The organism is Faecalicatena sp. Marseille-Q4148 (assembly GCA_018228665.1).
Taxonomy (GTDB): Bacteria; Bacillota; Clostridia; order Lachnospirales; family Lachnospiraceae; genus UBA9414.
On record CP073692.1, the window covers coordinates 1,632,420 to 1,646,180 of the forward strand.

At 42.2% G+C, this 13,761-nt stretch carries 9 protein-coding genes and 3 tRNA genes; 5 read left to right on the forward strand and 7 right to left on the reverse strand.

Annotated elements, in window-relative coordinates:
* Positions 1 to 32: 32 nt before the first annotated feature.
* Positions 33 to 689, reverse strand: coding sequence for a C39 family peptidase (locus KFE17_07655; protein ID QUO33661.1), 657 nt, complete (start codon positions 687 to 689; stop codon positions 33 to 35).
* Between the two features lie 390 nt (positions 690 to 1,079).
* Positions 1,080 to 2,849 (reverse strand): aspartate--tRNA ligase, encoded by a 1,770-nt coding sequence (aspS, locus tag KFE17_07660; protein ID QUO30800.1) that lies wholly within the window; start codon positions 2,847 to 2,849, stop codon positions 1,080 to 1,082.
* A gap of 317 nt (positions 2,850 to 3,166) precedes the next feature.
* Between aspS and KFE17_07665 the strand changes: the two genes are divergently transcribed.
* Positions 3,167 to 3,685: a hypothetical protein gene (locus tag KFE17_07665; protein ID QUO30801.1), complete on the forward strand. Its 519-nt coding sequence runs from the start codon at positions 3,167 to 3,169 to the stop codon at positions 3,683 to 3,685.
* Between the two features lie 78 nt (positions 3,686 to 3,763).
* On the opposite strand, the gene htpG is transcribed toward KFE17_07665, so the two are convergent.
* The 3 genes from htpG to KFE17_07680 form a co-directional block, all read right to left on the reverse strand.
* Positions 3,764 to 5,806 carry a molecular chaperone HtpG gene (gene htpG, locus KFE17_07670; GenBank protein QUO30802.1) on the reverse strand — a complete coding sequence of 681 codons (2,043 nt, stop codon included), beginning with the start codon at positions 5,804 to 5,806 and terminating at the stop codon, positions 3,764 to 3,766.
* Positions 5,807 to 5,972: 166 nt separating this feature from the next.
* Positions 5,973 to 9,821 (reverse strand): FtsX-like permease family protein, encoded by a 3,849-nt coding sequence (locus KFE17_07675; protein ID QUO30803.1) that lies wholly within the window; start codon positions 9,819 to 9,821, stop codon positions 5,973 to 5,975.
* Positions 9,822 to 9,864: 43 nt separating this feature from the next.
* Positions 9,865 to 10,569, reverse strand: a complete 705-nt coding sequence (locus KFE17_07680; GenBank protein ID QUO30804.1) for an ABC transporter ATP-binding protein — start codon at positions 10,567 to 10,569, stop codon at positions 9,865 to 9,867.
* 138 nt (positions 10,570 to 10,707) lie between these two features.
* Between KFE17_07680 and KFE17_07685 the strand changes: the two genes are divergently transcribed.
* From KFE17_07685 to KFE17_07700, 4 genes are all read left to right on the forward strand, one after another.
* Entirely contained in the window at positions 10,708 to 11,211 is a 504-nt protein-coding gene (locus KFE17_07685) for a GNAT family N-acetyltransferase (protein QUO30805.1), read from the forward strand.
* 211 nt (positions 11,212 to 11,422) lie between these two features.
* Positions 11,423 to 11,493: transfer RNA gene (locus KFE17_07690), tRNA-Gln, on the forward strand.
* Between the two features lie 5 nt (positions 11,494 to 11,498).
* A tRNA-Pro gene (locus KFE17_07695) sits at positions 11,499 to 11,572 on the forward strand.
* Positions 11,573 to 11,639: 67 nt separating this feature from the next.
* Positions 11,640 to 11,710: transfer RNA gene (locus KFE17_07700), tRNA-Gln, on the forward strand.
* A 147-nt stretch (positions 11,711 to 11,857) separates the two neighbouring features.
* Here KFE17_07700 and KFE17_07705 read toward each other — a convergent pair.
* Together KFE17_07705 and mgrA are read right to left on the reverse strand one after the other, a co-directional pair.
* The gene (locus KFE17_07705; GenBank protein QUO30806.1) at positions 11,858 to 12,691 is read right to left on the reverse strand and encodes a diaminopimelate epimerase; all 834 of its coding nucleotides are present in this window, start codon (positions 12,689 to 12,691) and stop codon (positions 11,858 to 11,860) included.
* A gap of 28 nt (positions 12,692 to 12,719) precedes the next feature.
* A complete protein-coding gene (gene mgrA, locus KFE17_07710; GenBank protein QUO30807.1) occupies positions 12,720 to 13,745 on the reverse strand; it encodes an L-glyceraldehyde 3-phosphate reductase in 1,026 nt (341 codons plus the stop codon).
* Positions 13,746 to 13,761 lie beyond the last annotated feature (16 nt).

The window sequence follows — 13,761 nt, forward strand, 5'->3', positions numbered from 1 at the left end:
CGGCAAATGTATTTTCGAAAGTCTGCCGCAACTTATTTTACTGAATATACCCACATATTTTTAATCTGAGGCTCCAGTTCTCCGTAAGCCCACAACTTTTTGCTTCTGGAAACACTGTTCGGATCATGGATCTCTATCATTCCATTTTTCCATCCGCTCAGAACGATATAGTGCCCCTCTGTTGTAAATGTTCCCGGGCCCATGCTGCAGATAATCGGATGACCGCTCTCTAACTGCGCTTTCACAGAACTCTCTCCAAGAGCCAGCTCCTCGCCATGAATCCCAAACTGCTCGCATCCCGTTGTCATCAAATCCCAGCTTGTTCCGGCTTCACTGTAATATCCCTGCTCCTGTGCATAGTTAGCAACTGCAAGCGGTGTAACAGAAGTGTCCTGTCTAAGTCCTGCCGCTACCATGGAAAGACAGGTAGGTCCACAGCCGCTGATTGCAATATTGCTGTCACCGTACGCACCATATCCCCATCTCTCATCCCACTGGATCAGAAGCGGAATACTTCCTTCACGGATTTTCTTCAGCTGATCTGCGTTATTCACAGTTCCCTGCAGCTTTGGATAGTTTTTCACAAATTCCAGTGTCTCCGGGTTATTTGCCAGCATCAGCAGCAGTTCATCCGGATATTCTGCCTGATGTTCTAATATTTCCTGCATTTCTGAATACGTTTCCGCCATCTTGGTAATCTGTGCAATGCTCTGCTCTCTTGTCAATTTCTGCGGTGTATTGCTTACTAACTGTGGTGTTGACTCGTCTTTCTGCTCTTCAGACTCTTTTTTCTCCGGCTCTTTTGTTTTATCTTCTTTTTCAATCTGCTCAACTTTATCAGAAGCAGCCGGTTTTTCTTTTTCAAACAGACCTGCAAGCTTCTTCACGCCGACCACAGCAAGTGCGATCATACCGACGACCATGAAAAGCATAACAAGTAATACTGCCGCACGCAAAAGCTTTCTTCTCAGAATCCGCTTTCTTCGTTTTTTCCAGTCTTTTTTCCTGCCCATATATTTCCATCCTTTATATAAAAAGGAAGATACCAGTATACTCCCTAATATCTTCCTTACCCTTAACTATTGCTCTTCTTCCTGTGGCAGATGAATCATGATATGTACATCATCAAGCTGCTTCTGCTCTACCTCTGCCGGCGCACCCATCATAATGTCCATTGCATTTTTGTTCATCGGGAACGGAATAACTTCTCGAATGCTCTCTTCGCCGCAGATCAGCATAATCATACGGTCAACTCCAGGTGCAATTCCTGCATGCGGCGGCGCTCCATAACAGAATGCATTGTACATCGCCGGGAACTTTGCTTTCACATCATCTTCTCCAAGTCCAACAAGTTCAAATGCCTTAATCATAATCTCAGGATCATGGTTACGGACAGCTCCTGAAGAAAGTTCTACGCCGTTACATACAAGGTCATACTGATATGCAAGAATCTCTAATGGTTCCTGTGTCTTTAATGCTTCCATTCCGCCCTGCGGCATAGAGAATGGATTGTGGCAGAATTCCAGCTCTCCGGATTCTTCACCAATCTCATACATCGGGAAATCAACAATCCAACAGAATTCATAGCAATCCTGCTTCATATGTTTCTCACTGGCTGCACCAAGCAATTTACGAAGAACACCTGCTGTCTTCTGTGCTGTCAATTTCTTTCCTGCAGTCAGTCCGACAAAATCTCCTGCTTTTAATCCAAGTGTCTGAATTACTTCTTCTTTTCTTGGCTCTAAGAATTTAGAAATACCGCCAACAAGATTTCCATTCTCATCTACTTTAAACCAGAACGCTTTATTCGCTGTCTGCACTTCCACTTCTGCACAAATCTTATCGATCACTTTTCTTGATGCGCTGAAACCATCTACAACAATCGCTTTCACAATCTGGTTTTCAAATGGTCCAAATCCACAATCTGCCATTACCTCTGTTGCATCCTGAAGAACAAGATCGATTCTCAAATCCGGCTTATCTGTTCCATACTTGTCCATTGCTTCCAGATACGGAATTCTTGCAAACGGCAATGTCGATGCACTCTTATATACGCCGTATTTCTCAAATACAGGAGGAAGTACCTGCTCGATTACCTGGAACACATCTTCCTGGGAAGCAAATGCCATCTCCATATCTAACTGGTAGAACTCTCCCGGTGAACGGTCTGCTCTTGCATCTTCATCACGGAAGCAAGGCGCAATCTGGAAATATCTGTCAAATCCGGACGCCATCAAAATCTGTTTGAACTGCTGCGGCGCCTGCGGAAGCGCGTAGAATTTACCCGGATGGTTTCTTGCCGGAACAAGGTAATCGCGTGCTCCCTCCGGAGAAGAACATGTCAGAATCGGAGTGGTAATCTCAAGGAAGTCCAGCTCGCTCATTCTCTGACGAAGTTCTGCCACAATCTTACTTCTCATCACAATTTTTTCTTTTACAGATGGATTTCTCAGGTCCAGATAACGATATTTTAATCTTGCATTTTCATCAGCTTCTCTTGACTGGTTGATTTCAAACGGCAGTGCGTTATAAGAACATCTGCCAAGAATACTGATCTTCTCCGGAACAACTTCAATATCTCCGGTCGGAAGGTTTGCATTCTTACTGGAACGCTCCCTTACCACACCTTCTATAGACAGTGTTGTTTCCTTATTAACACTGTCAATTATCTGCATCATCTCTTCTGTCTCAATGACAATCTGTGTTGTTCCATAAAAATCTCTCAGCACTAAAAATCCCAGATTTTTGCTGACTTTACGAATATTTTCAAACCATCCTGCGAGAACAACTTTCTTCCCGATATCAGAACTTCTTAATTCATTACATGTATGTGTTCTTGACTGAACCACAAAAATCACTTCCTTCTTTTCTTTCTTCTTTGCCTTTACTTCCACTCTCTTGACAAAGGCACAGTGTCATATGCACTTGTCAAGAGAGGGATGCCTAAAATACATCACGATTATAGCATTTTGCGCCCATGTTAGCAAGTATATTTAAAGGGTTTGGGATATTATACTGTGTTTTCATAAGTTTTTGAGAATTCTTTCTAAATGCGATTTCTCTCGTCTGAAAAATATTAAGAAATTCTTTAATATTACACCAGAAATTCCTAATCTTTCACTGCTATACTAATCTCAGAAACGAAAAGAACTGGAGGAATATAGAGATGAAAAAACAAAAAAACGGATTTATTAATTTTATCTGCTCCCTTATCCCGGGAGCCGGACCAATGAATATGGGATTTGAGAAACAGGGACTTAGTATTATGACCTTATTTTGGGGTGTAATTGCCATTGGAGTGCTTCTTCATATGGAGTGGATGATTCTTGCACTTCCTGTTATCTGGTGTTACAGCTTCTTCCACACACATAATCTGAAAAATATGTCTGAAGAACAATTTGCTCAGGAAGAAGACAGATGGCTGTTCCGCTTCGATTATCTGATCGACAACCACAAAGAACTGTTCCAGAAATACCGTATGTGGATTGCAGGCGCTTTGATCGTTGCCGGAATCTGTGTTCTCGCACAGGAACTGATAGATTTATTCTGGTATATCATCCCGGATTTTCTGTATGATACCGTTTACCACACAACCGGTCTTCTGTCTGCATTTGTAACAGGCGGCGTACTGATTGCCATAGGGATTGTAATGCTTCAGAAAAAACAGCATTCCGATTCAAACTAAGCACTTTCTTTTTTTTAACCAAAAACATCCCCCGGGATTCCTAATAACAGGAACTCCCCGGAGGATGATTTTTTTATATTATTTTGCGAGAAGCATCATAATCTCGTTGCTTCTTGCAACAAATTTTGTCATTGCTTCCGGTGACAGCGGCTGATTACTTAATACCGCCAGATCGTAGAGCTGCTCACAGAAAAGATTTGTGTGTTCCCCATCTTGATGTTCCAGAACATATTTCACAAGCGGATGGTTCGCATTCAATGTTAATGTTAATTCCGGCGCAAACATATTTGCATCCATACCATACATATTATACATTTTCATCATTTCCTGCATACGGCGTGATTCTTCCGATACTGTAACCATAGAAGCAACTGCATCATTTTTCAACTTTTCAAGTTTTACATTTAATTTATCATTGTTTAATGCTTTCTGGAATACAGACTTAATCTCTTCAGCCTGTTTCTGGATTGCTTCCTCATCTTCTTTTGCGATTTCTTCTTTAAATGTATTCGTCAGATCCGCATCAATTCTCTGGAATTTAATTCCCTGATTTCTCTGCTCTAACTGAGAAATGAATGCGGAATCAATATTATGTGTCAGAAGTACCGCATCCAGCTTCTCTTCCCGGAACATATTGATGTACTGGCTCTGCTGCTGTTCATCTGTCACATAGTAGATAACTGTCTTGTCCTCTTCCTTCACTTCCTCTTTTGCATCCTTTGCTGCTTCAAGAGAGCCGCCATTTTCTTCTACACATTCTTTTAATGTAAGATATTTGTGGTCGATATTCTTAAATAAAATGTAATCGCTCATCTTATCACAGAATTTTTCGTCCTTTAAGCAGCCGAATTTAATAAATGGACTGATATCATCCCAGTATTTCTCATAATTCTCTTTATCTGTCTTGCACATTCCCACAAGCTTATCTGCTACTTTCTTGGAAATGTATTCGGAAATCTTATTGACAAATCCATCATTCTGAAGCGCACTTCTTGATACGTTCAATGGCAGATCCGGGCAGTCGATTACACCTTTTAAGAGCATTAAGAACTCCGGAATCACTTCTTTAATGTTGTCTGCAATAAATACCTGATTGTTATACAGTTTAATCGTACCTTCAATAGATTCATACTCCATATTAATCTTCGGGAAATATAAAATTCCTTTCAGATTGAACGGATAATCCATATTTAAGTGAATCCAGAACAGCGGTTCTTTATAATCCAGAAATACTTTTCTGTAAAATGCGATATAATCTTCTTTTGTACATTCATTCGGATGTTTTGCCCAGAGCGGTGTTGTATCGTTGAGCGGTACCGGACGCTTGTTGATTTTTACTTTTTCACAAGCCGGGGAAACTTCTACCATTTCCTTCTCGCCATTCTCATTTTCCTGCTCTTCCATCTTAGCATCTTCATGGATATGTTCTACAACAACGTCATCATCTTTTAACTCTTCTTCCGGAATGGTCTCATATTCCTGTTCTGCATTTGCATTGGATAAGAAAATCTCTGTTGGCATGAAAGAACAGTATTTCTCAAGAACTTCCCGCACGCGGTATTCATTTGAAAATTCTACGCTGCTCTCATTCAGATACAGTGTAATCTCTGTTCCGACAGTTGTCTTATCCCCATCTGTCATATCATATTCGGTTCCGCCATCACATGTCCAGTGAACCGGTACAGCGCCTTCTTTATAAGACAATGTATCAATATGCACTTCATCTGCAACCATAAATGCAGAATAGAATCCAAGACCAAAGTGACCAATGATCTGATCTTCATTTGTCTTATCCTTGTATTTCTCAAGGAACTGTGTTGCGCCGGAGAAAGCGATCTGAGTAATATACTCCTCCACTTCATCTGCCGTCATACCGATACCATTATCAATAAATTTTAATGTCTTTTCTTCCGGGTTTACAATTACCTGAATATTCGCCTTATAATCTTCCGGGAAACTGTATTCTCCCATAATTTCAAGCTTTTTTAACTTTGTAATGGCATCGCATCCATTTGAAACAAGCTCACGAATAAAAATGTCGTGATCGGAATACATCCATTTCTTAATGATTGGGAAAATATTTTCGCTGTGAATTGAAAGATTACCATGCTTTGCTGCCATGTTAACACTCCTTTTCTTTATATCAAACTATATTTTTACAAATTCAAGGCATCTTTTTGCCTAAATCCTAGTCTAATACGTTCAAAATTAAATGTCAACAGAAAATTAGCACTCTTTTCAAAAGAGTGCTAATAATATTTTAAACTTTATAAAAATTCTATAAACTTTATTCTACGCTCTTTAAAGATTCTACCATGTCAATCTTCTTCAGTTTAAAATACATCACAAAATTGACAATAAGAGAAAAGCCCACGGTAAACAAAAAGCTGTACACAAAACTTGAAAAATCAATCTGACGGCCAAACATTACTTCTTCTACTTCCACAGTGACAATCACATATCTGTGAAGAAGCCATCCAAGTCCGCATCCGACAAAGGCTCCGATGATTGTTAAAAGTATATTTTCTCTGTAGACGTAGGCTCCTACTTCTTTGTCATAAAATCCGAGTACCTTCAAGGTAGCCAGTTCTCTTTGCCGTTCAGTAATGTTGATATTATTCAGATTGTACAGCACGATAAATGCCAGCGCACCTGCGGAAATGATCAATACTACAATAACAAGATTCAGACTCCGAAGCATATCGTCCATCTGTGCACGCATTGTATCTGCATAGCTGATATTCAGCACATCCGGATAAGCAAGTACATCTTCTCCAATCTTCTGAAGCTTTGCCTCGTTATATTCTTTCTGGTCAAAATAGAAACAATTGTACACTGCCTCTTCTCCGTACAGCTCCTTGTAATACGCACCGCTCATGTAAATGTAATGTCCCAGATAGTTTTCACAAATATCTGTGACTTTAACTTCCCGGTTTCCACGCTCTTCATTTACAATCGTAATGGTATCACCGCGCTTTACTTCCAGCATCGATGCCAGTTTTTCACTTAACATCACACCATCATCCCGGATTTCATAAGTTTCCCCTGTCAGTCGATCCCGGAAATGCACCAGTTTTTCAAACTCTTCTTTATTCTTTACAACAGTAAGATAGGGTTCCTGTGTTTCCTTCCCATGTTCTACGGTAATCATTTTCATATAAAGCTCTGCTGTCTGTCCGATCTCGTCATTGTGATCCAGATAATCCACAAGCGCCTCTTTCCCGCTTGGAGAAGCATTCTCCTTCAAATATACTGCTCCGTCATATTCCTGCACTTCCTGATATTGCAGATCCAGTATACAATAAATAGAATCTTTCAGTCCAAATCCCACAAGCATCAGCGCCATACAGCCCCCGATTCCAAAAATCGTCATAAAAAACCGTTTCTTATAGCGGATGAGATTTCGGAAAGTTGATTTCCAGATAAAGCTGAAATGCTTCCATAAAAATGTAATCCGCTCTAAGAGAATACGTTTTCCCTCTTTCGGTGCAGGCGGACGCATCAGTACAGCCGGCGTTGATGCCAACTCCCGATAACAGGAAATCAGTGTTGCTAAAAATGTACATGCCACTGCTGCCAGTGTTGCCATAACCCCGTAAGAAAGATGATACGGAATTACGATATGCGGAATGTGTTTATACATAATCTTATATGCATATACAATAATAAATGGAAAGACTTTCTCACCAAAGAGCACTCCCACAATGCTGCCTCCAACCGATGCCAGAAGCGCATAATTCAAGTATTTGCCTGCGATTTCCAACTTGCTGTAGCCGAGCGCTTTTAATGTACCGATCTGGGTTCTCTGCTCTTCTACCATTCTTGTCATTGTCGTCAGACTGATCAGCGCTGCTACAAGGAAGAACAACACCGGGAATACCTTTCCGATCGCCCTCATACGTTCCGCATTATCTCCATAACCGCCATACTCCGTCAAAGAGTCTCTTGTCATAAGATACCATTCCGGTTCAGCGATTTCTTCAATCTCTTTCTCCGCCTTCGCAATCTCCGCTTCAGCTTCCCGGAACTTTTCTTCGGCCTTTTGCTTTCCGTCTTCATACTCACTCTTACCAAGTGCCAGCTCTTCTTCTCCCGCCGTCAGACTTGCCTTCGCATCTTTTAATGTCTGTTCGTTCTCCCGAAGCGCTTTCCAGCCGGCATTGATCTGCTGTTGACCGCTTACAATCGTCCGGTAAGCTGTATCCAACTCTTTCTTAGAAGTATCCAGTTTATTTCCCGCTGCAATAATAGCGGCTTTCCCCTCTTCCAGCTGCTGTCTTGCACTGGCCAGCTGCGCTCTCCCGGCTTCTGCCTGGGCAGCAAGTTCTGCCTCTCCTGCTTCTAACTGTTCCCGAAATGCACTTAAATCTCCTTTTTCTTCCAGAAATTCCTGCAGTTTTTTGATCTCTTCCTGAAGCCCGGCAATTACCTTACCGATTTCTTCAAGATCTTCTGGTTTTGCATTCGTCACAAGGTCTATTTGTTCTTTTAGAAATACAGCGGACGTTTCCAGGCTGTCCAGCTCTTTTTTCACCGCTTCTTCTCTTGCTTTCCCCTCAACAAATTTTGCTTCCCACATTTGAAGTTCTGATTGCTTCTGAGCCAATGCTGCCTCCTGTGAAGCAATTTCTGAAAGCAATTCTTCCGGAATCATTTCTCCCGCCTGCTCTAGCGCATTTCGTTCCTCATACAGCGCTGCAAGTTCCTTCTCCAATCCGGCTATTTCATCGGAAATGCTGCTCTTTGCCTGGGAAATGTCTTCCAACTCTCTTTCTATCTGCTGAAGTTCCTGTTGTTTTATAACAATCTGTTCCTGCAGTTTTGCAAGGCTTTCTTTCATCTGCGGAAGCAGTTTCTTCATCTGTTCCAGAAGCCATGCTGCCGCCTCTTCTTCCTTTGCCTCCTCCAACTTTTTCTGAAGTTCCTCAAGCGCTGCTTTCGTATCTTTGATCACGTTATCAAGCTTCTCATAGTTTGCCCACTGTTCATCCAGCTGCGCTCTTGCTTCGGCAAGTTTCGCCTCAAGTTCTGCCTCCCCTGCTGCAATCTCCTGCTCAAGTCCCGGCAGTTGTTCATAAAATTCAGCTTTCTTCGCCTCATATTCCCTGCGTCCGGCCTCATATTGCGCCAGTCCGGTCTCATAGGTTTCCCGCCCTTTATCCAGTTCTTTCTGCTTCGTAATCAGAAGTTCTCTTGCTGCCTTTAAAGCTTTCTGTCCATCTGCCAGCTGCCGGCTTCCATCCTGAAGCTCTTTCTCTCCGTCCGCAATCTTCTGCGCCGCTTTTGCAAGCTCTCCTGCCGTCTCAGCCTTTCCGTCTGCCAGCTCTTCTTTCGCCTCTGCCAGCTTCTCCCTTGCCTCGCCGGTCACTTCCTCATACCGCGCTTCGCATCGCAGATCCTGAATCTTCTCAATGTCTTTCTCTGCACAGTCTACCTTCTTTTCATAGCCATCTGTAAATGCAGTTTCTTCTTCCGCCCCTTTTACAGCTGCATATGCCTCTGTGTAAACATCCATAGCAAAGGCTTCCGGCATCACTGCAAGAAAACCGCTGATCTCTCCGGTGCCGATCTGTGTGCTTCCCCTTCCAAAGGAAATATAACATGGACTGCTTCCGGAACCGACAATCGTATATGTATCTGTCTTCAAAGATTCTGACAGATCTTCTTCCACACGCCCGGACTCCAAATGGATTTGATCTCCGATTTCGTATCCATTTGCAGTAAGAAAATCCACATCTACCAGACATTCTTCTTTCGTCTTTGGCAGACGTCCTTCTTCCACAACAATGCTGTTCATTGTCGGAAGCATTGACATCACATGGAGTACTTTCTGCCGCTCTCCCACATTACAGAGTACATCGATACTGTATCCGCCTTCCACCTTTTCTACAGTGGAAAGCGCTTCTATTTCTTCTAAGTCTTCTTCAGTAATGCCAAGTGTGCCAAGCACTTTCAAATCCATCAAATTCTGTTCGTCAAAATACGCATCCCCGGACAGCCGCATATCCGGCTCTGCCGCACGGATTCCAGAAAAAAATGATACACCCAGAGCCACAATCAGAAAGATAGATAAAAAACGTCCCCGGCTTTTTTTAATTTCCATCCAGAAATCTTTTTCCATTGCTCTTTTCTTCATTGGTATCTCCCGCCATTCTATCTCTTATTCGCTTATCGTATATTTACCACTCGATTGTTTCCACCGGAACCGGATTCGGATTCACATTCATCTCTGACACCTTACCATTCTTAATCTTAATTACCCGGTCTGCCATCGGTGCAATGGCAAGATTATGTGTAATCAGGATAACCGTCATCCCCTTTTTCCTGCATGTATCCTGCAAAAGTTTTAAAATAGCTTTTCCTGTGTTGTAATCAAGCGCTCCTGTCGGCTCATCGCAAAGAAGAAGCTTCGGATTCTTCGCCAAAGCTCTGGCAATGGAAACTCTCTGCTGTTCTCCTCCCGACAGCTGTGCCGGAAAGTTCTTCAGTCGTTCTCCAAGTCCGACTTCCGTCAATACCTCTGCTGCATCCAGAGGATCTTTACAGATCTGAAGCGCCAGCTCCACATTTTCAAGCGCTGTCAAGTTCGGTATCAGATTGTAAAACTGGAATACAAAACCAATATCATCTCTCCGGTAGGCAGTTAATTGTCTGTGATTAAATTTTGCGATATCAACACCATCCACAAGCACTTCACCACTTGTAGCTGTATCCATTCCTCCAAGAATATTCAGCACTGTCGTCTTTCCCGCACCGCTTGGTCCTACCACAACAGCAAATTCTCCTTTTTCAATCGTGAAATCAATTCCGTCTGCCGCTGCAATCTCAACTTCTCCCATACGATATACTTTCCTGACATCCGTCAGTTTTACATATTCTTTCATAATTATCCCTGATCTTTCTTTAAAGATATCCTGCAAGTCTATTGTTTCCTGCAGTGTTTTCTACTATAATAATAGCATTAATGTGACTGATTAAAAAGTTATATTTTTATAAACATATTTTCAAAGGAGACTTAATTTATGGAAGATTTACGCATTGTTCCTGCTGACACAGCAGAACTTCTCTACAATATTGAAGCATTAGCAGATGATATCTGGCACGAATACCTCACTCCGGTCCTCGGTCAGCCGCAAGTAGATTACATGCTTGAGAACTTTCAGTCTGTCGATGCGATCAACAGCCAGATCATGAACGGCTATGAATATTTTGTTTTAATCTACGAATACTTAATGGCAGGATATGTTGGCATGAAAGAAGAAGACCGTACCCTCTTCCTAAGCGGACTTTACATCCATGAAGAATGTCAGGGCAATCATATTGCCACAAATGTTTTTCAGTTTCTGCTCGGTATCTGCCGTAAACGCAATCTGAACTGTATCCGGCTTACATGCAGTAAGAAGAATAGCAAAGCGCTTGAAGTCTTCAAACATCTTGGATTTTCTGTTGTCGAGGAACAACTGACTGACATCGGAGGCGGTTTTTCTACTGATGATTACATCCTGGAATATGCTCTTACTGACTAATCTTATATTATCCACTGCAGCTGCTTCTTTTTGATTCCAAAAAAAAGGCAGCTGTTTTTTTGTGTCTATTGCCTTTATATCCTCATTTATTTTCATATATATTATGCATTTTTCACAATTCATCATTTTTCCAAAAAAAAAGATTGATTTTTCACGAAAGTTTGATATAATAAATTTGTTCGTTGCGAAAGACAAACGAAACAACTACTAATGCGGATTGGTGTAATGGCAGCACAGCAGACTCTGACTCTGTTAGTAGAGGTTCGAGTCCTCTATCCGTAGTTTTTCGAAGTGTGGCTCAGTTTGGTAGAGCGCTGCGTTCGGGACGCAGAGGTCGCAGGTTCAAATCCTGTCACTTCGACTCCTTGGCAGGGGCGGGACGTTATACGTCCTTTTTTCTTGAAAACCTATCATTAATTATCTACTAATGCGGATTGGTGTAATGGCAGCACAGCAGACTCTGACTCTGTTAGTAGAGGTTCGAGTCCTCTATCCGTAGCTTCTAAAAACGTCCTTTGGGCGTTTTTTTGTTATATAAGAAATCCCTTCAAAATCCTATGTACAAAAAACCGCTCCTGCAGTTCATGATATTCATTCTCTGCTTTAGAGACATATATCATCTGCAAGAGCGGCTTTTTCCTTTTAATTAAATAGAGATTTCTCCCTCAAATACAATCTCCGCCGGACCGGTCATATATACCTTATTTTCTTCTCGATCCCACTGAATTTTAAGATCTCCTCCAAGAAGTTTCACAGTTACCTCATCCTCTGTCAATTCATTCAAAATACACGCTACGGCAACTGCACAGGCTCCTGTTCCACAAGCCAGCGTCTCACCGGAGCCTCTTTCCCAAACGCGCATTTCTACTGTTCTGCGATCCAGCACCCGCGCAAATTCTGTATTTACACGCTGCGGGAAACGCTCATGCTGTTCAAATTTCGGTCCGATCTTTTCAAGGTTCAAGCCTTTCACATCTTCTACAAATACAACGGTGTGCGGATTTCCCATGGAAACTGCTGTCATTCGGTATTCTCTTCCATCTACAACAATTGGCTCATCCACCACCTGTTCATTCCTGGATACAACCGGAATTTCATCTGCATCCAGCACCGGACTCCCCATATCTACCCGAATCTCAACTGCTTTTCCATCTTCCACAGTCAGATGCAAATATTTGATTCCTGCCAGTGTCTCAACAGCAATTTCGGTCTGATCTGTCAGGCCATAATCATAGACAAATTTCCCAACACAGCGGATTCCATTACCGCACATCTCTCCCCGGCTTCCATCTGCATTATACATTTCCATTTCAAAATCAGCCTTCTCAGACGGATGAATCATAATCAGTCCATCTGAACCAATTCCAAAATGCCGGTCGCTGACAAAACGTGCTGTCTCCGGTGGATTCGGAATCGTTTCTTTGAAACAATTCACATAAACATAATCATTTCCCAATCCCTGCATCTTCGTAAATTTCATTTTCCTGCTCTCCTTTTCTTCCAGTCCATTATTCTTTTTCTCTTCTGTTGTGCAGTTTCTTTCCTTTACAGATGCAGTCGATTCTCTTCAACTCCTCCTGAGTAAAGTCTTTTTTTCCAACAATTTTTACATTTTCCACAATCTGCTCCGGCTTTGATGCGCCAATCAAAACACTTGTCAATGCCCGATCTTTTAGAATCCATGACAACGACATCTGCGCCAGCGTCTGTTCCCGATTTTTCGCCAACTCATTCAGTTCCCGAATCATTTCCAGCCGTTCTTCTGTAAGCGCACTTTCTTTCAAAAACCTTCCATCGCGGCGTATCCTGCTGTCCTCCGGGATTCCGTGCAGGTATTTGTCCGTCAGAAGTCCCTGTGCCAACGGACTAAATGCGATCAGACCACATCCATTTTCTTCTGCAAATGTTTTCAGACCATCCTCCTCAATCCAACGATCAAATATAGAATATCTAACCTGATTGATCACAAAGGGACAGTTCAGCTTCTTCAACATCTTCATTGCTTTTTTTGTTGTTTTGGCATCATAGTTGGAAATTCCCGCATAAAGCGCTTTTCCGCTCTTCACAGCAGTATTGAGCGCTTCCATGCTTTCCTCCAGAGGTGTCTCTTTATCCATCCGATGATGATAAAAAATATCCACATACTCAAGTTTCATCCGCTTTAGGCTCTGATCCAGACTTGACAGCAGATATTTCCTGCTTCCGCCGTCTCCGTATGGTCCCGGCCACATTTCATATCCTGCTTTCGTACTGATCACAAGCTCATCCCGATATGGTTTCAAATCTCCATTAATTATCCGGCCGAAATTTTCTTCCGCACTTCCCGGAACCGGCCCATAATTATTCGCCAGATCAAAATGTGTAATTCCTGCATCAAATGCTGCCTTGCACATTTCTCTCATATTTTCAAAATCGTCATTCGTTCCGAAGTTATGCCATAACCCAAGGGATACTTCCGGAAGTTTTAATCCGCTTTTTCCGCTGCGCCGATACTGCATTTTCTCATAACGCTTCTCATCTGCGATATATGTCATCTTTCTTTCCTCCTTC